This is a genomic window from Bosea sp. 685, assembly GCF_031884435.1.
Taxonomy (GTDB): Bacteria; Pseudomonadota; Alphaproteobacteria; order Rhizobiales; family Beijerinckiaceae; genus Allobosea.
Genome location: NZ_CP134779.1, coordinates 5,698,273 through 5,716,036 on the forward strand (window position 1 = coordinate 5,698,273; position 17,764 = coordinate 5,716,036).

Below are 17,764 nucleotides of genomic sequence, written 5' to 3' on the forward strand. Positions count from 1 at the left end.
ATCTCAGAACGCCAGCTGCACCTTCATCGCGTGCGACCGGTCCGCGGCGAGTTCGAACGCCTCGACCGCACGCCTGAACGGCAAGGTGGCGCTGACCAGCGGCTTCAGATCGACGAGACCATTGCTCATCAGATCGACGGCGAGCTGGAATTCGGCATCGAAGCGGAAGGTGCCGTGCAGGCGCAGTTCCTTGGCAACGATGAGGTTCATCGGCAGGGTCATGTCGCCGCCGAGCCCGACCTGCACGATGACACCGCCAGGGCGCATCGCATCGAGCGCACCGGCCAAAGCGCGGCCATTGCCCGAGGCTTCGAACAGGACGTCGAAGGTGCCCTTGTCGGCAGTATAGGCCTCGAGCGCCTCGGGCTGCGCCGCAATGTTGACGGCCTGCGTGGCGCCGAGAGTCCGGGCCGTCACCAGGGGCGCCTCCGCGACATCGGTCGCGACGATCTGCGCCGCTCCGCCCAGGCGCGCGACCACGATGCAGAGCGCGCCGATCGGCCCGCAGCCCGTCACCAGCACGCGCTTGCCGAGCAGCGATCCAGCCTGCTTGCCGGCATGCAGGCAGACGGCGAAGGGCTCGGCCATCGCGGCTTCGCCCATGCTGACAGTGTCGCCGACCGGCACCGCCTGATAGGCGTTGACGGTCAGGCTTTGCCGGAAACCGCCCTGGGCATGAGGAAAGCGCATCGCGCTGCCGATGAACTGCATGTTCAGGCATTGATGGCGCATGCCTTCCTGGCAATAGCGGCAGGCGTTGCAGGGCTGGCTCGGATTGACCGCGACGCGCATGCCGGGAACGAGGTGCGAGACGCCCTCGCCGATCTCCTCGATAACGCCGGCGATCTCGTGCCCGAGCGCCATGGGCTGCTTGATCCGCACCGTGCCGAAGCCGCCATGCTGGTAGTAATGCAGATCCGAGCCGCAGATGCCGCCGACGGCAATGCGGACCCGCACCTGGCCGGCTTGCGGCGCAACGACGGCGATATCCTCGATCCTGAGATCGCGAGGAGCGTGAATGATGACGCCTTTCATCGGGATGGCCTCCTTCAAGCCGCCAAAGCGAGGCCGGCGCGTAGCTGCTCACCCGTGCTGCGGGAGAACAGCACGGCCTCTGAGAGATCCGGCACCACCGAGACCGGATCGCCGGGTTTGAGCTCGCTATAGCCTTGCGTGGTGATCATGATCTCGCCCGCCACCGCGCCTTCCTCGTCATGGGCAGTCGCCGCGTGGCTCAGCTTGACGGCGACGACCGATTCCGCGCCGACATGCTCGACGAGGCTGACCGTGCCGGCGAGCTGGCCCGGCCCGCCAGGCGCAGCCAGCGTCAGCGCATTGGGGCGAATGCCGAGCAGAACCGGGTCGCGACCAGCTCCGCGACCGGCCGCCGCCAGCGCGTGCGGCAAGGGCAGGTTCGCCTCGCCGAGCTTGATCATGCCGGCATCGATGCGGCCCTCGATCAGGTTCATCGGCGGCGTGCCGATGAAGCGCGCGACATAGGTGTTGGCGGGCGAGGTGTAGATCTCGCGCGGCGTGCCGAATTGCTGGATCACGCCGTCGCGCATCAAGGCGATGCGCGTGCCCATCGTCATGGCCTCGACCTGATCATGCGTCACATATACGAAGGTGCCGCCGACGCGCTGGTGCAGCCGCGTGATTTCCGCCCGCATCGCCGAGCGCAGCTTGGCGTCGAGATTGGAGAGCGGCTCGTCCATCAGGAAGACCTCGGGCTGGCGCACCATGGCGCGCCCCAGCGCGACGCGCTGGCGCTGCCCGCCCGAGAGCGTGCGCGGATAGCGGTCGAGCATCTCGATCAGGGAGAGCGTCCGCGCCGTCTTCTCGACGAGTTCGCTGACGGCCGGCGAGCGCTCGATGCGGCGCTTGGCAAGCCCGCCCAGGAGCGGGATGTGGAACCACCATTTGAACTGCCGCATGATCAGCGGGAAGGCGATGTTCCGCCGCACGCTCATATGCGGATAAAGCGCATAGGACTGGAAGACGAAGGCCATGTCGCGGGCGCTGGGCGGCAATTGGTCGACGCGCCGACCGCCGACATGGATTTCACCGCTGGTCGCGGTCTCCAGGCCGGCCAGCATGCGCAGCAGCGTGGACTTGCCGCAGCCGGAGGGCCCGAGTAGCACAAGGAATTCTCCGTCCTCGACCTTCATGTCGATGTCGGAGATCGCGACCTTGTTGCCGAAATGCTTGGCGACGTGGTTGAGCGTGATCGAGGCCATTTATGTTTCTTTCTCAGCCCTTGACGCTGCCGGCGGTCATGCCGGCGACGACATAGCGCTGGACCATCAGGTAAAAGGCGACGGCCGGCAGCGTGTACATCACGCCGATGGCCATGACGGTGTGGATCGGAGTGGAGAGCTCGCCGACGAAGCTGGCGAGGCCGACCGAAGCGGTGCGCAGCTCCTGGCTCAGCACCAGCGTCTGCGCGAAGACGTACTCGTTCCAGCCGTGGAAGAACGCGATCACCGATGCTGCAGCAAGCGTCGGCGCCACCACCGGCAGGACGATGCCGAGCACGATGTCGATGCGCGAGCAGCCGTCGATGCGCGCCGCTTCCTCAATCTCCAGCGGCACGCCGTCGATCGCGCCCTTCAGAATCCAGGTGATGACCGGAACGGTAAAGGCGGCATTGGCGAGGATCAGCCCACCGAGCGTGTCGAGCAGCAGGAGCTTGGCGAAGATCGCGTAGAGCGGCACGACCAGCATCGCCTCCGGCAGCATCTGCGTGGCGAACAGCACGAAGCCAAGCAGGCCCTTGCCGCGGAATGTGAAGCGCGACAGCGCATAGGCCGGCAGGATCGCCAGCAGGATCGACAGCACCATCGTGCCGACCGCGACGATGGCGCTGTTCCTCAGCCAGAGCAGCACGCTCGTCTTGGCGAAGGTCTCGGCGTAGTTGAACGCCTGGCTCGGGTCGGGGAGCATCTGCGGCCGGTCGGCGAAGAGGTTCGCCGAGGAGGTCAGGGAGGTGACCACCATCCAGTAGATCGGGAACAGCGCGGCGCTGAGCAGCACCATGATCAGCGCCATGCGCACGGCGTGGGAGGCTGGCGATCTCATCAGCGGCGCCCCTGCGCGCGCTCGGTGCGCTGCGTGTACCAGAAGTAGACGAAGGTCACGACGAGGGCGATCGTGAGCCCGATCATGCCGACCGCGGCGGCCTCGCCGAGCTCGCGGGTGACGAAGCCGCGCGTATAGAGCTCGATGACGAGCGTCTTGGTCGCGCCGATCGGCCCGCCCTGCGTCATCACCCAGATCAGGTCGAAGCGCCGCAGCGACCAGATCGTGACGAAGAGCGCGAGCAGCGCGACGGTCGGCTGGATCGTCGGCCAGACGGCGACCTTGAAGACGCTGAGCCGGTCCGCCCCGTCCATTGTCGCCGCTTCCCGCACCTCCTCCGAGACGCCCTGCAGAGCCGCGAGCAGCACGACCGAGGCGAAGGGGAAGATCTGCCAGACCGTGGTGAACAGGATCGCCGGCATGGCGAGCTTGGGATTGTCGAGCCAGCTCTCATAGCCGATCTCGAAGTCCATCAGCTTCAGGACGTGGTTGAAGATGCCGTACTGGGCGTTGAGCATCCAGGCGAAAATGGTGGCGACGGCCACGGGCGGCGCCGCCCAGGGCACGGTGACGAGGGCTCGCGCCAGCCCGCGCCCACGGAACGGCCGGTCGAGCAGCAGCGCCGCCCCGAGACCCAGAGCGATCGCACAGACGACGCAGGCTACGGTATAGAGCGCCGTGATCCAGAGCACCGAGGCGAAATCGCTGGAGGTTGCGAGGTCGCGATAATTGCGCAGGCCGACATAGCGGGCATCCTGCGGCGCCAGCAGCGAGGTCTGGGTGAAGCTGAGCACGAATTCGCTCAGCAGCGGATAGCCCTGGAACACCGCCAGATAAAGCGCGACCGGCGCGATGAAGAGATAAGGCGTCCAGCGACTCTCCCGGTCTCGCGCCCCGCTTCGCGGGGAGCGGCCGGCCATCGCCGTGCTGAGCTTGGCGGTGTCGGTCATGGCTTCACTGCCGCTCGATGCGCTTCAGCGCCAGCGACTGCGCCTCGTCCAGCGTCTTCTGGACATCGGCGTTGCCGACCAGGATCTTCAGCACCTGCTCGACGACAACCTGCTGGACTTCCAGCGTCTTGGTCTCGAAGCCGAGCACGAGTTGCGGCAGCGCGTAGGGTGTCTGCGCGTCGTAGACGCCGAGCCAGGGCGAACGCTCCAGATCCGCCTTCGGCCGCTCGACCGGGGTCGCGACGCTCGCAGCGCCGAGGATGCCCTGCAGCTCGGACTGCGCGGCCTGCTGCAGCATCCAGTTGATGAAGACGCCGCAGGCTTTCTTGTTCTTGGTGTTGGCGTTGACCGACAAAGCGGTCAGGATCAGGCCCTGCTGGCGGTTCGGGAAGGGCGAGGGCGCGGCCGCGAACTTCAGGTTCGGGTTCTGCGCAGCGAAGATGCCGGCAACGCCGCCATTGTCGATGTTCATGGCGATCTTGCCTTCCCAGAACATTCGCCGATAGGTCGCCGCATCGGCGCCCTTCGGGATCACGCCGGCATCGTAAACCTGCTTGTAGGCGGTGATGGCCTCGACGACCTTGGGGCTGTTGAGGGTGAGCTGCTTGCCGTCGGCCCAGTTGCCGCCGAAGCCGTAGACGTAGTTCGTCAGGTCCTGCCAGAAGCCGGAGCGCTCGGGCATCGTCGCGCGGAAGGCATAGCCGAACTGGCCCTTGCCCGTCGCTTCCTTCGCCGCGGCGAGGAACTCGGGGAAGGTCTTCGGCGGCTCGCCGCCCTTCAGCAGCGCCGGGTTGTAGATGAGCTGGTAGTTGGCCAGCTCGAACACGACGCCGTAGCGCTTGCCCTCGACGTTGAGGAACTTGTCCGGCGCCTGGAAGGTGTACTTGCTCGCATCGACGATGTCGTCGATCGGCAGAATCCGCTTGGCGGGGAGAGCCGCGAAGAAGTCGGTCTGGTCGAAGCGCACGAGATCGGGCCCGCCGCCGCCGCCCATCTGCGTGAAGACGGTATTGGCGAGCTGGGAGAACGGGATCGCGACCGGCTGGACCTCGACCTTGTCCTGCGAGGCGTTGAACTTCTCGATCCAGGCCTTCAGCTTGTCGCCCCGGCCGGCCTCCGCAAAGGTCGCGGCCGCGAAGGTCACGGTCTCCTTGGCCTGCGCGAAGCCGCGCGTCACGTTCATGGCTGCGGCGCCCGATGCGGCCTGCAGCAATGTGCGTCTCGAAATTCCAGTCCTCGAAATCCCGGTCATGGCGTTCCTCCGATATGCCCCGTGAGGCGAAAGCGCCCGGTTTTCCGGGTCGCCGATGGTTGAAGCGGCGCGCTAGAGCAGGATGCGAAAAGTGGAAACCGGTTTTTCGCATCGATCCTGCTCTCACTTTTTGATGAGAACCGCGGATTGTTGTGTCTCTCTCCACGTCAAACGGCTGGGACGGCGAGCAAAGCCGCAGCCAGCTCGATCCCTGAATTCCAGCCCGGATAACGGGCCGCATCTCTAGCCAGCGAAGGGGGGACGGAGCGCTCGCTCCGCTTCGGCGCTCCCGGATCATCTCCAGGGCCTGCCGCCTGACTTTCCTCCGCTGCGGAACTTCTTAAGCTCGGCTCCGTCACGAGTGATGATAGACATGTTGTGATATTTTACAAGACGGGTCGCCTCGCCCTGCAATCAGCCTGACGCAACCAGTCGCTTCGCCTCGTTCTGCAGCTCCAGCGCGTCGATCAGAACGTTGCCCCAGCGGATATCCTCCTGGATCGCCGCTCGCGCGGCCGGCGCATCGCCCCTACGCAAAGCTTCAAGGATGTCGTCGGAAGAGGAACGCGGTGCCAAGATAGAATGCCACGTCATCCTGGGCGACCGCAGGTCGTCCCGGGATCCATCGTATGGAGCTGCGCTCTACGATGGATCCCGGTCGAGCTCTGCTCGCCCAGGATGACGCAATGTTTCTTCGCAAACTCGACTAGCCGGGTCGTTGGCCAGCTTCAATGCGCGCCGGCGCTGACGAAATTGCGCAGCTCCGGCGTCTGCGGATCGGCGAACAACGTCTTCGACGGCCCGCTTTCCCAGATCTTGCCCTGGTGCATGAACACCGTCGTGCTCGCCACGGTGCGGGCGAAATTCATTTCATGCGTCACCAGCAGCATGGTCATGCCGCCCTTGGCGAGCTTCTCCATCACCAGCAGCACCTCGCCCGTCAGCTCCGGATCGAGCGCCGAGGTGACCTCGTCGAACAGCATCACCTTCGGGCGCATCGCCAGCGAACGGGCGATGGCGACGCGCTGCTGCTGCCCGCCCGAGAGATTATCGGGATAGCTGTCGAACTTCTCGGAGAGGCCGACCTGCGCCAGCACGTCGCGCGCCAGCGTCATCGCCTCGGCCGTCGAGACGCCCTGAGTGATACGCGGCGAGAGCATGATGTTCTGCCCGACAGTCAGATGCGGGAACAGGTTGTAGCTCTGGAAGACGATGCCGACATCCTTGCGCAATTCGCGCAGGCGCTTGGGGTCCTGGTCGACAGCGTGGCCGGCGACCTCGATGCGGCCTGCATGGAAGATCTCGAGCCCGTTGATGCAGCGCAGCAGCGTGCTCTTGCCCGAGCCGGAGCGGCCAATGATCGCAACGACCTGGCCTGTGTCGACGCTGAGCGAGACGCCTTTCAGGACCTCGAGCGCGCCGAACTTCTTGTAGACGTCGTCAATGACTACGGCTGGCATTCATCACCTTTTCGAGATGTCGGCTGAGCCTGGAAAGCGGGAAGCAGATGGCGAAGTAGATCGCTCCCACCAGGGTGAAGATCTGGAAGGCCTGATAGGTCGCGTTGTTGACCAGCATGCCGGCGCGCATCAGGTCGACGAAGCCGACGACCTGGACGATCGAGGTGTTCTTCACGAGCTGGACGAGGAAGCCGACCGTCGGTGGCAGCGAGATGCGCGCGGCCTGCGGCAGGATGATGTAGCGGTATTGCTGGCCGCGCGTCAGCGCCAGCGAGGCCGAGGCCTCCCATTGCTGGCGCGGCACGGATTCGATCGAGCCACGCCAGATCTCGGCGAGATAGGCCGAGACGTAAATCGCGAGCGAGGCTGACGCCGCGAGGAAAGGCGGCAATTCGATGCCGACAGCCGAGAGCCCGTAATAGCTCATGAACAGCACCATGAGCACGGGAATGGACTGGATCACTAGGATGTAGCCGGCAGCGAAGCGGCGCAGCAGCTTCACCCGCGACAGGCGCATGATGGCGAGAACGCCGCCCAAGAGGCCGCCGATGACGAAGGCGATGGCGGTGAGCGCGATTGTCCAGCTCGCGGCGCGGAGAATGAAATAGGCCTCGGGCCAACCGAAGGTCTGCATCAGGCGGCCTCCCCATGCGCTTCGGTGACACGGGCCAGCCCGGAGACCTGGGGGAAGATCCTGCGGCCGAGCCAGTTCAGGAAGAGCTTCAGCGAGAGCGCCAGCACGAGGTAGATCACGGTGACGACGATGTAGGTCTCGAAGCTGCGGAAGGTGTCCTGCTCGATGATCGCGGCCGTGCCCGAAAGCTCCTGCACCGAGACGAAGGAGCAGATGCTGGAGGCCAGCATCATCAGCACGAACTGGCTCGACAGCGCCGGCCAGACACGGGCAAAGGCCGGCTGCAGCACGACATACTGGAAGACCTGGCGCCGGCTCATCGCCAGCGCCAGCCCGGCCTCGATCTGCGATTTATGGATCGAGTCGACGCCAGCGCGGATGATCTCGGTCGCATAGGCGGCGAGGTTGAGCGTCATCGCCAGCATGGAGGCCTCGAGGCCGTCCATGCGGATGCCGATCTGGGGCAACCCGAAGAAGATCATGAAGAGCTGCACCAGGAAGGGTGTGTTGCGCATCAGCTCGACATAGGCGTCGACGATGTAGCCGGCCCAGCTGCCCGCGAGGCTGCGCAGCGCGCTCATCAGCGTCGCCAGCACGAGGCCGAGCGCGATCGCGACGAAGGACAGCGCGATGGTGAGCATGACCCCGTTCAGGATCATGGGCCATTTGGAAATGACGTCTTGGAAGAGCAACGCGCGCTCCTTCGGCAGCGATCACGCCGCAATCGGACGACATTGTCCGATTGCGAAAAGCGTGACCGTCAGGAAAGACGGAGCATGGCTTGTGCGAAAACCGGTTCCCGTTTTTCGCGCCATGTTCCCGAGGTCGGGGATTACCGGCGCGCTACGCAAGGCAGCGCACCGGCATTCGGGTAGCGCGGATCAGAAGGTTGGAAGCGGCGGCAGCGGGCCGCCGACCCACTTCTGCGAGATCGCGTCGAGCTCGCCGTTCTGCTTGACGTAGTAGATGAAGTTGTTGAGCCACTGGCGCAGCTCATAGGCGTCCTTGCGCATGGTCATCGAGTTGGGCTGCATGCCGAAGAAGAACTTCAGCTCCGTCTCAGTCTCGCCGCGCGCCTTCATCGCGGCATTGGCCTGGGCGTCGGGGCCGGCGATCGCCTCGACCTGACCGGAGAATAGCGCCTGCATGGTGGTGGCGTCGTCCTCGAAGCGCAGGATGGTGAGGTTCAGCTCCTTCTCGCGGCTGGTGAACTCGCGCTCGACGCTGGAGCCGCGGTTGACGCCGACCTTCTTGCCCTTGAGGTCGTCCCAGGTTTTGATGGCGACATTCTTCTTGGCGTAGATGCCGGTCTGGAAGGCACTGTAGGGGATGGAGAACATCACCGCCTTGGCGCGCTCGGGCGTCGGCGCCAGCGTGGCGACGAGGAAGTCGACCTTGTTGGCTTCCAGCGCCGGAATGCGGGCCGGCGGGGTGAGCTGCACCATCTCGACCTTGACCCCGAGATATTTGCCGATCAGCGCGATGACGTCGGCATCATAGCCGATCGCATTGCCCTGCGAGTCGACGGAGCCATAGGGCGGGGCGCCGATCAGCACGCCGATCTTGACCGAGCCGCGCTTGATGATGTCGGTGATCGACTGGGCCGAGGCTTGGCTCGCGGCCAGCATGCCGGCGCCGAGCGCGAGCAGCGTCCCGGCGACCTTGAGATGTTTCATCAGGTTCATTGGTTGCGTTTCCTTGGGCTTCGCGGATGGTTTGTTTTTGGGCCCCGGCTTCATTTGGCCGGTTGCTTGATCGTCAGGTCGCGGAACGTCCTTCTCTCACGACTTCCTTGCTCTCACGACATTCTCGAGCGAGGAGCCGGAGAAGCAGCGCTTGATGTTGTCGGCCATGGTCTGCTGGCGACGGCGGATGGTTCCGCTGGTCCAGCCGGACATGTGCGGCGTCATTAAAACGTTTGAAAGCTCGTGGAAAGGTTGTTCCGACGGCAAGGTTTCGGCCTGGTCCGGGCCGGGATACTGATACCATGTGTCGATGATCGCGCCGCCGATCCGGCCGGCCTTGAGCGCCTCGAACAGCGCCGTCTCGTCGATGGTCGGCCCCCGCCCGACATTGACGACCACGGCGTCCGGCTTCATCGCGGCGAAGGCTGTGGCCCCGACGATGCCCTTGGTCTCCTCAGTCAACGGCACCGAGACGATGATGGCGTCAGCCGAGCCCCAGAACGCGTCGAGCCGGTCGAGCGTGAAGGCGCGATCGACGAGGTCCGAGACCGGCACGGCGCTGCGGTTGGCGACATGGACGTTCATCTCGAAGGCCTTGGCGCGCCTTGCGATCGCCTTGCCGATATGGCCGAAGCCGAGCAGGCCGATGGTCTTGCCCGCGATCTCGCCATGGACCCGCTCGGGAGAGCCCGCCCAATAGGCCCAGTCGCCCCGGCGCAGACGCTGATCGGCATCCGCGAGCGGAATGCTCCGAGCGAGCAGCGCGCTCATCACATATTCGGCGATCGCCTGCTCATGGCCGAAGCAGTTGCAGACGCTCGCCGAAGCCGGGAGCAGCCCGAGATCGACCGCATCATAGCCGGCGCCGGGCACATGGAAGAGCTTCAATCGCGCCGGAACCGGCAGGCTTGCACCGAACTTCGTGCCGATGATGACATCGGCATCGGCATAAGCGCGCTGATCGGCACCGACACCCAGGACATCCGGCAGGATGCGGATATCGGCCTGCGGACCGACGAGGTCGGCGAAACCGGCGCTGAAGGAGGCGGCGTTCTCGCCGTGGAAGATGATGCGCATGGGCGGGCAGGACTTTTCGTGTTTCAGGGGCTTGTCGTGTTTCAGGGACTTGTCGTGTTTCAGGGGCTTCTTGCGGTTCAAGCGCCGAGCAGGGGCTCGATGCTGCAATCCAGGAGAGAAGGGTCGATACGGCTCTCCATCTCGTCAAACATGCCGTCGACGAAAGCGATCAGCGCATCCGAGGCCGCGACCGCGCGGTCGACATGCTTGGTGGCGACGGCGTTGAGCACGGCAAGATGATGGTCGATCGTGCCGTCGAGACTCGTCCTCTCAGCCATATAGCTGTGATGGATGAAGCCGATGCGGCGGAAGATGGTGTGGAGCGGCCGCAGCGTATGCTCCAGAAAGGGCTCGCCGGCGGCGGCCAGCACCATCTGGTCGATGCGGCGGTCGAGCGTGTTGAACTCGGCCAGCGTCAAGCCATCGCGCTTCTCGCGCAGCAAACGCTCCATATGCAGCATCTGGTTGCGGTGCGAGGGTCCGGCGCGTTCGGCGGCGAGCCTGATGACGAAGCGCTCGATATCGCGGCGCAGATGTAAAAGCACGCGCTCGCGGGCGAGGTCGATCGGCGCGATCTGCAGGCCATGACGCGGGCGGATGATGATCAGCGTGTCGGCGGCGAGACGGTTCACCGCGTGATGGACCGGCGTCCGGCCGAAACCGGTCATGTCCTGGAGATCCTGCATGGCGAGGAAGCGCCCGGGCGCGAGCTCGCATTTCACCAGCAATTCCTCGATGCGGTGATAGGCCAGTTCGAACAGATTGATGCGATTGCGGCGCGGCGGGACACCCGCCTCACCCACCTCGATCAGGGCCGGCCGGCTCGCGCGCTTGGCCATCTCGCATCTCCTCCGCCGTGGAACTCGTTATACGGCTCCATCTTGGCATCGACCATAAACATGTTGTGATATTTTACAAGCGCTCCTATGGTCGGCCTGCTTTGACCTGATGCCTCCGCCTGGAGCTATGGTCGACACGACAATCAACCAAGGCGTTCCCCGGCGCGCAAGCCGGCGAAGAACGCCAGCCGCCATGGGAGGCAGGCCTTGAAGATCACCGCCATCGAAACGCTGCGGACGGAAGAGTTCGCCAATGTCCTGTGGGTGCGGGTGCATACAGATGCCGGCGTGATCGGGCTCGGCGAGACCTTCTACGGCGCCGGCGCGGTCGAATCCCACCTGCACGACACGCTCGCCATGCGCTTGCTCGGCAAGAACCCGCTGCATATCGAGGCGCTGCATCGCGAGATGTCGAACCTGCCGATGGCGCAGGCCTCGACCGGCGTCGAATCGCGCGCAACCTCGGCCGTCGACATCGCGCTCTGGGATGTCTTCGGCAAGGTCTGCGGCCAGCCGGTGCACCAGATGCTCGGCGGCCTCTGCCGCGACAAGCAGCGCATCTACAACACCTGCGCCGGCTACAACTATGTCCGCTCGCACAACATCAAGCCGGTCTCGACCTGGAATCTCGGCGCGACCGAAGGTCCTTATGAGGATCTCGACGGCTTCATGAATCGCGCCGATGCAGTCGCCGAGAGCCTGCTCGAAAGCGGCATCACGGCGATGAAGATCTGGCCGTTCGACCCACCGGCGATCGAGAACCAGGGCCTCTACATCACGCCCGCGCAGATGCGGAAGGCGGTCGAGCCCTTCGAGAAGATCCGCAAGGCGGTGGGCGACAAGATCGAGATCATGGTCGAGTTCCACTCGCTCTGGAACCTGCCGACCGCGATCAAGATCGCCCGCGAGCTCGAGCAATACAGCCCGACTTGGTATGAAGATCCGATCCGGATGAACTCGCCGCAGGCGCTGGCCGAATACGCCCGCTCGACCACCGTCTCGGTCTGCGCCAGCGAAACCCTGGGCTCGCGCTTCCCCTATAAGGACATGCTCGACCGCGACGCCATGCACATCGTCATGGCCGACCTGTGCTGGACCGGCGGCCTGACCGAGGGCCGTAAGATCGCGGCGATGGCGGAAACCTATCACCGCCCCTTCGCCCCGCATGACTGCATCGGCCCGGTCGGCTTCATCGCCGCCATCCACGCCTCCTTCAGCCAGCCCAACACGTTGATCCAGGAATCGGTGCGCGCCTTCTACACCGGCTGGTACAACGAACTCGTCACCACCATGCCGGTGATCAAGGACGGCTATGTCCTGCCGATGGAAGGCCCGGGGTTGGGCGTCGAGCTCCTGCCCGCCGTCTTCGAGCGTTCGGACCTCACCGTCCGCCGCACCAGCCTCTGACGGGTGCTAGGATGAGCAACCCTCTCTTCGATCTCACCGGCAAAACCGCTCTCGTCACCGGCTCGTCGCGCGGGCTCGGCCGCGCCATGGCGGAAGGGCTGGCCGTCGCCGGCGCACGCATCCTGATCAACGGCACGGATCCAGGCCGCGTCGCTGAGACCGTCGCGGAATTCCGCGCGCTCGGCCATCAGGCCGAACCCGCCCCCTTCAACGTCACCGACGAGGCCGAGATCCTGCGCGCTTTCGAGGCCTTCGACGCAGCGGGCATCGCGGTCGACATCCTCGTCAACAATGCCGGCATCCAGTTCCGCAAGCCGATGGTCGAGCTCGCCACGGCCGACTGGCAGCGCGTGATCGACACCAACCTGACTTCGGCCTTCATGATCGGGCGCGAGGCGGCCAAGCGCATGATCGCGCGCGGCCATGGCAAGGTCATCAATATCGGCTCGCTGACCAGCGAACTCGCCCGCGCCACGGTCGCGCCCTACACAGTCGCCAAGGGTGGCATCAAGATGCTGACGCGGGCGATGGCGGCGGAATGGGCCGAGCACGGCATCCAGGCCAATGCGATCGGGCCCGGCTACATGATCACCGACATGAACCAGGCGCTGATCGACAATCCGAGCTTCGACGCCTGGGTCAAGGGCCGCACCCCGGCCAAGCGCTGGGGCAAGCCCGGAGAACTCGTCGGCACGGCCGTCTTCCTGGCCTCCGAAGCCTCGAACTACGTCAACGGCCAGATCATCTATGTCGATGGCGGAATGTCGTCGGTCCTCTAGCTCTTTGCTGGACGCGGCCGACCGCCCTATGGCGCGCCGAGCATCATCTGTCCGAGCGCGCGGGCGGTCGCGCTCTGCTCCTCCGCCGAGAGCGCGCTGAGCAATCTGCGCTCCGTCTCGGCATGGTCGCGCATTGCCGGTTCGACCAGGCGGCGGCCCGCTTCGGTCAATTCGACGATGACGCCGCGCCCGTCCGTCTCGTCGGCCATGCGGCGGATATGGCCGGCCTTCTCCAGCTTGCGCAGCAGGTTCGAGAGGCCGCCCGAGGTCAGGATCAGCGAGTCGAGCAGGGCCTTGGGCGACATCCGGTAGGGTTCGCCCTCGACACGCAGGGTCGCGAGCACGGCGAAGGCCGGATATTTCAGGCGGTGCTTTGCCAGCGTGCGGTTGACCGCCGTCAGGAAGACCTCGTGCAGATGCAGTAGGCGGCCGACCACGGCCTTGCCGGAACAGTCGATCTCGGGGAACTCGCGGCGCCAGCGCTGCATGCCCGCGCCGACACGATCGTTCTCCCAGAGCGCAACCGGCTCTTCGGTCTCGATGCGTCGCTGGGCCTCGTTGCGCATGCCGATCATCCTGATCCTGCCTCCTGATCCCGCCCTTCCGACCATGCTACGCGCCGCGCCGCAAGGGCGATTGCCAGGGCTTGAGGCGTCCAGAGTATCTTTCATTTATCTTTCTTGAAAGATAAATTGAGCCATGCCATGCTCCCCTGGAATGGCGGGCGAAAGGCCCTGCCCTTCGCGCCGAGAAGCCGCGGAACAGCGGTTGGCGCCACGTAACAGACGGGGACCTGCAACCATGCGCCACACGTTCCGCTTCGCGACCGCCACCGCCATCATCTGCGCCGGCTTCTCGCTCTCCGCCCGAGCCGAGGAGCTCGTCGTCGGCTCCTTCGGCGGCTCCTTCGCCGACAACGTCAAGGCCTGCCATGTCGCCGCCTTCGAGAAGGCGACGGGGGCCACCGTCTCGCTCAAGCTCGGCAATTCATCGCAATTCGCCGCCGCGATCCGCGCGACCGCCGGCAAGCCCGATATGGACATCGTCTATATCGACAACTCGCTGGCCGCCCAGACCCAGGGCGAGAAGCTCAACGAGATCATCGACCGCAAGAAGCTCAAGAACGCCGGCGACGTCATCGCCTCGGCCTGGGGCAAGGACGACGCCTATGTCGTCGCGATGGTGAGCGCGACCGCGCTCGTCTACAATCCCAAGCTGGTCAAGACGCCGCCGACCTCCTGGCTCGACCTCGCCGACCCGGCCTATGCAGGCAAATACGCGATCGGCGACATCAGCGGCACGTCGGGCCTGCACTACCTGCTGGCGCTGAACAAGCTCAAGGGCGGCACGCTGGAGAACATCGATCCCGGCATCGAGGCGATCAAACCGATCGCGAAGGGCTCGGCCGTGCTCTACACCCAGGCCGACCAGCTGCTCTCGCTGTTCGAGCGCGAGGAGATCGCGATCGCGCCCTGGTACCCCGACCGCGCCGGCGTCGCCATCGACAAGGGCCTGTCGCTCGCCGTCGCCTATCCCAAGGAGGGCGCCGTCGGCATCCTGCCGGCCGTGATCATCCCCAAGGGGACGGCCAAATCGGAGCTGGCGCATAAATTCCTCGACCAGATCCTTTCGGCCGAAGGCCAGGGCTGCTTCTCGGAGCGGGCCTATATCGGCGCGGTCAACACCAAGGTGAAGCTCTCCGACAAGCTCCAGAAGATCGTCCCCAATGGCGAGAGCCTGGAGAAGGCCTGGTTCGTCGACCCCGAGATCATCGCCAAGAACAGCGCCAACTGGACGCGCCGCTGGCAGCGCGAGGTGGCGCGCTGAGTCCCACGCGGACAGACGGAAGCGACCGATGAGCGCGCTGAGCTTCGAGCGGCTGGGCAAGTCCTATGGCGAGGCCGAGGTCGTCAGGGAGGTCTCGCTGACGATCGCGGAAGGCGAGTTCGTCTCGCTGCTGGGACCGTCCGGCTGCGGCAAGACGACGATCCTGCGCATGGTCGCAGGGCTTGTAGCACCGAGCCGCGGCCGCATCCTGATCGGCTCCGACGACGTCACGTCGCTGCCGCCCAATAAGCGCGGCCTCGGGCTGGTCTTCCAGTCCTATGCGCTGTTTCCCCATCTCACCGTCTTCGAGAACGTCGCTTTCGGCCTGCGCCGGCGCAAGGTCTCCGGCGCGGAGCTCGACCGGCGGGTCAAGGAGGCGCTCGCCCGCGTCAGGCTGGACGCCTATGGCGAGCGTTTTCCGCGCCAACTCTCGGGCGGCCAGCAGCAGCGCGTCGCGATCGCACGCGCCATCGCGCCGCAGCCGCGCGTGCTGCTCTTCGACGAGCCGCTCTCCAATCTCGACGCGCAATTGCGCGACGAGATGCAGATCGAATTGAAGCGCCTGCAGCGCGGGCTCGGCATCACCACGCTTTTCGTCACCCACGACCAGGGCGAAGCGCTCTCCATGTCGGACCGTGTCTGCGTGATGGCCAAGGGCGTGATGCAGCAATTCGCGACGCCGGAAGACATCTATCACCGGCCGGCCACCGGCTTCGTCGCGAGCTTCATCGGCAGGCCGAACCGGCTCCTAGGTACTGTCGCAGCGCGCGACGGCCAGGGCGGCAGCCTGCGGCTCGGAACCGGCCTCACCCTGCCTGCGGCCCACATCGACGCAGCCATGGGCGCCAAGGTCGATGTGGTCATTCGCCAGGAGGCGATCCGGCTGCAAAGCGGCCAGCCTGAGCCCGGCGCGCTTGCCGGCACGATCGCGCTGCGCTCCTTCAGCGGCGCGCGGGTGCAATATGTCGTCAAGCTCACTGAGGGCGTCGAGCTGATCGCCGAGACTGCATCCAGCGGCCCGGATTCGGCGCTCGATCCGGGCACTCCGGTGTCGCTTGTGATCGATGCAGGCTCCATCTTCGCGATGGCCTCAGAGGGAGCGGCCGCGTGATCGCGCCCCGGCACGGGCTGATGCTGCTGGCGCCGCTCGCGCTGGTTCTGGCGGGCTTCTTCCTGCTGCCCGTGCTGATGATGCTGCCGATGAGCTTTCGGGAATATGCGCCTGGAACAGGCATCGTGCCGGGCGTCTGGACGCTCGAGAACTACACCCGCATCGTCACCGATGATTACTACCGCGAGGTGATCTGGCGCACGCTGGGGCTTGGGCTCTTCGTCACGCTGGCTTGCCTGCTGCTCGGCTATCCCCTCGCCTTCCTGATCGCGCGCGGGCCGGAGCGCTGGCGCGTGCCGCTGATCCTGCTCGTGATCTTCCCGATGATGCTCAACCTGGTGGTGCGCTCCTTCGGCTGGATCGCGCTATTGTCCAATCGCGGGCTCGTCAACAATCTGCTGATCCAGCTCGGGCTGATCGCCACGCCGTTGAAGCTGATGTTCAACCTGACCGGATTGATGATCGGGCTGACCCATATCTACCTGCCCTTCATGGTGCTGATGCTGGTCGCGGCGATCCGCAATGTGCCCCGCGATGTCGAGGCCGCCGCCGCGACGCTGGGCTCCAGCCGCCTGCACGTCTTCGCCGCGGTGACGCTGCCGCTCTCGGCTCCGGGCATCCTCGCCGGCTCGATCCTGGTCTTCGTACTGACGATCAGCGCCTTGGTGACGCCGCGCATGCTGGGCGGGCCGACCTACAAGGTCATGGCGACGCTGATCTATGACGAGTACATGCAGCTTCTCGACTGGCCGAGCGGCTCGGCGCTTTCCTTCGCGCTGACCGCGATGGCGATCGGCGTGATCTGGCTGTCGAGCCGGCTGACCAAGCGCTGGGCGGGCATGGCATGACGAGCGCGAGCGACAGCGACGATCGTCCGGGCTCGGCGGTGACCATGGCGGCCTTCGCCGTCATCGTCTTCCTGCAGATTCCGGTGATCGTCGTCGTGCTGGCCGCCTTCAGCACGACCTCCTATCTCACCATCCCGCCACAGGGGCTGACGCTTGCCTGGTTCGCCAAGGTGCTGAGCGACCCGAGCTATCTCTCAGCGATCCGGATGAGCCTGATCCTGGCTTGCGGCTCTACGGTGATATCGCTCGTGCTCGGGGTCGCTGCCGCCTATGCGCTGTTCCGCAAGGCGCTGCCGGGATCGGAGGCGATCACCTCCGTGCTGATGGCCCCGCTCGTCCTGCCGGCCGTCGTGATCGGCGTCGCGCTGCTGCAATATTACAGCCTGACCGGGCTGCGCGGCAGCCTGTTTGGCCTGCTGATGGCCCATGTCGTCATCACCGTTCCCTATATCGTGCGCTCGGCATTGGCGAGCCTTTCGGGCCTCGACCTTGCCGTCGAGGAGGCCGCGCGCGTGCTCGGCGCGAACGGCTTCGAGGCCTTCCGGCTCGTGACCTTGCCGCTGATCCTGCCCGGCCTCGTGGCCGGCGCGCTCTTCGCCTTCATCACCTCGCTCGACAATGTCCCGGTGACGATCTTCCTGATCAGCGCCAACCAGACGACGCTGCCGGTGCTGATCTTCTCCTCGGTCGAGATGGGGATCGATCCGAGCGTCGCCGCCGTCTCGACGCTGCTCATCGCCGCCACCGGCATCATCCTGCTCATCGCCGAGCGCCGCTTCGGCTTCCACCGCTTCGTCTGAACACGAGTTAAAAGACC

19 protein-coding genes are annotated in these 17,764 nt (G+C 65.4%); 6 read left to right on the top strand and 13 right to left on the bottom strand.

All coding sequences use genetic code 11. The features are described 5' to 3' along the window. Positions 1 to 3: 3 nt before the first annotated feature. The 12 genes from RMR04_RS27810 to RMR04_RS27865 form a co-directional block, all read right to left on the bottom strand. Positions 4 to 1,035 (bottom strand): L-idonate 5-dehydrogenase, encoded by a 1,032-nt coding sequence (locus tag RMR04_RS27810; RefSeq protein ID WP_311911754.1) that lies wholly within the window; start codon positions 1,033 to 1,035, stop codon positions 4 to 6. Between the two features lie 14 nt (positions 1,036 to 1,049). Beyond that, positions 1,050 to 2,237 carry an ABC transporter ATP-binding protein gene (locus tag RMR04_RS27815; protein ID WP_311911755.1) on the bottom strand — a complete coding sequence of 396 codons (1,188 nt, stop codon included), beginning with the start codon at positions 2,235 to 2,237 and terminating at the stop codon, positions 1,050 to 1,052. A 13-nt stretch (positions 2,238 to 2,250) separates the two neighbouring features. Continuing rightward, the gene (locus RMR04_RS27820; RefSeq protein ID WP_311911756.1) at positions 2,251 to 3,078 is read right to left on the bottom strand and encodes a carbohydrate ABC transporter permease; all 828 of its coding nucleotides are present in this window, start codon (positions 3,076 to 3,078) and stop codon (positions 2,251 to 2,253) included. Then, the gene (locus tag RMR04_RS27825; RefSeq protein WP_311911757.1) at positions 3,078 to 4,028 is read right to left on the bottom strand and encodes a carbohydrate ABC transporter permease; all 951 of its coding nucleotides are present in this window, start codon (positions 4,026 to 4,028) and stop codon (positions 3,078 to 3,080) included. Before RMR04_RS27825 ends, RMR04_RS27820 begins: the two co-directional genes overlap by 1 nt. 4 nt (positions 4,029 to 4,032) lie before the next feature. Beyond that, complete coding sequence (locus RMR04_RS27830) at positions 4,033 to 5,280, bottom strand: extracellular solute-binding protein (protein ID WP_311911758.1); 1,248 nt, start codon at positions 5,278 to 5,280, stop codon at positions 4,033 to 4,035. A 414-nt stretch (positions 5,281 to 5,694) separates the two neighbouring features. Next, on the bottom strand, positions 5,695 to 5,856 hold the full coding sequence (locus RMR04_RS27835) for a hypothetical protein (RefSeq protein ID WP_311911759.1): 162 nt from the start codon (positions 5,854 to 5,856) through the stop codon (positions 5,695 to 5,697). Between the two features lie 152 nt (positions 5,857 to 6,008). Beyond that, on the bottom strand, positions 6,009 to 6,740 hold the full coding sequence (locus RMR04_RS27840; protein ID WP_311911760.1) for an amino acid ABC transporter ATP-binding protein: 732 nt from the start codon (positions 6,738 to 6,740) through the stop codon (positions 6,009 to 6,011). Beyond that, positions 6,721 to 7,374 carry an amino acid ABC transporter permease gene (locus RMR04_RS27845; RefSeq protein WP_311911761.1) on the bottom strand — a complete coding sequence of 218 codons (654 nt, stop codon included), beginning with the start codon at positions 7,372 to 7,374 and terminating at the stop codon, positions 6,721 to 6,723. The genes RMR04_RS27840 and RMR04_RS27845 overlap by 20 nt, the downstream gene beginning before the upstream one ends. Beyond that, positions 7,374 to 8,033 (bottom strand): amino acid ABC transporter permease, encoded by a 660-nt coding sequence (locus tag RMR04_RS27850; protein WP_410492295.1) that lies wholly within the window; start codon positions 8,031 to 8,033, stop codon positions 7,374 to 7,376. Before RMR04_RS27850 ends, RMR04_RS27845 begins: the two co-directional genes overlap by 1 nt. 222 nt (positions 8,034 to 8,255) lie before the next feature. Next, positions 8,256 to 9,059 (bottom strand): transporter substrate-binding domain-containing protein, encoded by an 804-nt coding sequence (locus RMR04_RS27855; RefSeq protein ID WP_311911763.1) that lies wholly within the window; start codon positions 9,057 to 9,059, stop codon positions 8,256 to 8,258. Positions 9,060 to 9,155: 96 nt separating this feature from the next. Continuing rightward, positions 9,156 to 10,136 (bottom strand): 2-hydroxyacid dehydrogenase, encoded by a 981-nt coding sequence (locus tag RMR04_RS27860; protein ID WP_311911764.1) that lies wholly within the window; start codon positions 10,134 to 10,136, stop codon positions 9,156 to 9,158. A gap of 77 nt (positions 10,137 to 10,213) precedes the next feature. Continuing rightward, positions 10,214 to 10,975: a GntR family transcriptional regulator gene (locus RMR04_RS27865; RefSeq protein ID WP_311911765.1), complete on the bottom strand. Its 762-nt coding sequence runs from the start codon at positions 10,973 to 10,975 to the stop codon at positions 10,214 to 10,216. A 207-nt stretch (positions 10,976 to 11,182) separates the two neighbouring features. Here RMR04_RS27865 and RMR04_RS27870 point away from each other — a divergent pair, with 207 nt between their 5' ends. Together RMR04_RS27870 and RMR04_RS27875 are read left to right on the top strand one after the other, a co-directional pair. Beyond that, positions 11,183 to 12,382, top strand: a complete 1,200-nt coding sequence (locus RMR04_RS27870) for a mandelate racemase/muconate lactonizing enzyme family protein (protein WP_311911766.1) — start codon at positions 11,183 to 11,185, stop codon at positions 12,380 to 12,382. A gap of 11 nt (positions 12,383 to 12,393) precedes the next feature. After that, entirely contained in the window at positions 12,394 to 13,161 is a 768-nt protein-coding gene (locus RMR04_RS27875; RefSeq protein WP_311911767.1) for an SDR family oxidoreductase, read from the top strand. A gap of 26 nt (positions 13,162 to 13,187) precedes the next feature. Here RMR04_RS27875 and RMR04_RS27880 read toward each other — a convergent pair whose 3' ends face one another. Next, positions 13,188 to 13,727 carry a MarR family winged helix-turn-helix transcriptional regulator gene (locus RMR04_RS27880; protein WP_311911768.1) on the bottom strand — a complete coding sequence of 180 codons (540 nt, stop codon included), beginning with the start codon at positions 13,725 to 13,727 and terminating at the stop codon, positions 13,188 to 13,190. A 235-nt stretch (positions 13,728 to 13,962) separates the two neighbouring features. On the opposite strand from RMR04_RS27880, the gene RMR04_RS27885 reads away from it, so the two are divergent. Genes RMR04_RS27885 through RMR04_RS27900 form a run of 4 tightly spaced genes read left to right on the top strand, consistent with a single transcriptional unit; the run spans position 13,963 to position 17,747 of the window. Further along, positions 13,963 to 14,988, top strand: a complete 1,026-nt coding sequence (locus tag RMR04_RS27885) for an ABC transporter substrate-binding protein (protein WP_311911769.1) — start codon at positions 13,963 to 13,965, stop codon at positions 14,986 to 14,988. A gap of 28 nt (positions 14,989 to 15,016) precedes the next feature. Continuing rightward, positions 15,017 to 16,099, top strand: a complete 1,083-nt coding sequence (locus tag RMR04_RS27890) for an ABC transporter ATP-binding protein (protein ID WP_311911770.1) — start codon at positions 15,017 to 15,019, stop codon at positions 16,097 to 16,099. Then, positions 16,096 to 16,947, top strand: coding sequence for an ABC transporter permease (locus RMR04_RS27895; RefSeq protein ID WP_311911771.1), 852 nt, complete (start codon positions 16,096 to 16,098; stop codon positions 16,945 to 16,947). Before RMR04_RS27890 ends, RMR04_RS27895 begins: the two co-directional genes overlap by 4 nt. After that, positions 16,944 to 17,747: an ABC transporter permease gene (locus RMR04_RS27900; protein ID WP_311911772.1), complete on the top strand. Its 804-nt coding sequence runs from the start codon at positions 16,944 to 16,946 to the stop codon at positions 17,745 to 17,747. The genes RMR04_RS27895 and RMR04_RS27900 overlap by 4 nt, the downstream gene beginning before the upstream one ends. The last annotated feature ends 17 nt before the right edge of the window (positions 17,748 to 17,764 follow it).

Excerpts from the sequence above, each read along its gene's own strand:
- RMR04_RS27825 (WP_311911757.1), bottom strand. The coding sequence starts at position 4,028 with ATGACCGACACCGCCAAGCTCAGCACGGCGATGGCCGGCCGCTCCCCG.
- RMR04_RS27890 (WP_311911770.1), top strand. The coding sequence starts at position 15,017 with ATGAGCGCGCTGAGCTTCGAGCGGCTGGGCAAGTCCTATGGCGAGGCC.
- RMR04_RS27860 (WP_311911764.1), bottom strand. The coding sequence starts at position 10,136 with ATGCGCATCATCTTCCACGGCGAGAACGCCGCCTCCTTCAGCGCCGGT.
- RMR04_RS27900 (WP_311911772.1), top strand. The coding sequence starts at position 16,944 with ATGACGAGCGCGAGCGACAGCGACGATCGTCCGGGCTCGGCGGTGACC.
- RMR04_RS27840 (WP_311911760.1), bottom strand. The coding sequence starts at position 6,740 with ATGCCAGCCGTAGTCATTGACGACGTCTACAAGAAGTTCGGCGCGCTC.
- RMR04_RS27855 (WP_311911763.1), bottom strand. The coding sequence starts at position 9,059 with ATGAACCTGATGAAACATCTCAAGGTCGCCGGGACGCTGCTCGCGCTC.
- RMR04_RS27820 (WP_311911756.1), bottom strand. The coding sequence starts at position 3,078 with ATGAGATCGCCAGCCTCCCACGCCGTGCGCATGGCGCTGATCATGGTG.
- RMR04_RS27830 (WP_311911758.1), bottom strand. The coding sequence starts at position 5,280 with ATGACCGGGATTTCGAGGACTGGAATTTCGAGACGCACATTGCTGCAG.
- RMR04_RS27845 (WP_311911761.1), bottom strand. The coding sequence starts at position 7,374 with ATGCAGACCTTCGGTTGGCCCGAGGCCTATTTCATTCTCCGCGCCGCG.
- RMR04_RS27885 (WP_311911769.1), top strand. The coding sequence starts at position 13,963 with ATGCGCCACACGTTCCGCTTCGCGACCGCCACCGCCATCATCTGCGCC.
- RMR04_RS27880 (WP_311911768.1), bottom strand. The coding sequence starts at position 13,727 with ATGCGCAACGAGGCCCAGCGACGCATCGAGACCGAAGAGCCGGTTGCG.
- RMR04_RS27875 (WP_311911767.1), top strand. The coding sequence starts at position 12,394 with ATGAGCAACCCTCTCTTCGATCTCACCGGCAAAACCGCTCTCGTCACC.
- RMR04_RS27815 (WP_311911755.1), bottom strand. The coding sequence starts at position 2,237 with ATGGCCTCGATCACGCTCAACCACGTCGCCAAGCATTTCGGCAACAAG.
- RMR04_RS27810 (WP_311911754.1), bottom strand. The coding sequence starts at position 1,035 with ATGAAAGGCGTCATCATTCACGCTCCTCGCGATCTCAGGATCGAGGAT.
- RMR04_RS27865 (WP_311911765.1), bottom strand. The coding sequence starts at position 10,975 with ATGGCCAAGCGCGCGAGCCGGCCGGCCCTGATCGAGGTGGGTGAGGCG.
- RMR04_RS27850 (WP_410492295.1), bottom strand. The coding sequence starts at position 8,033 with ATGATCCTGAACGGGGTCATGCTCACCATCGCGCTGTCCTTCGTCGCG.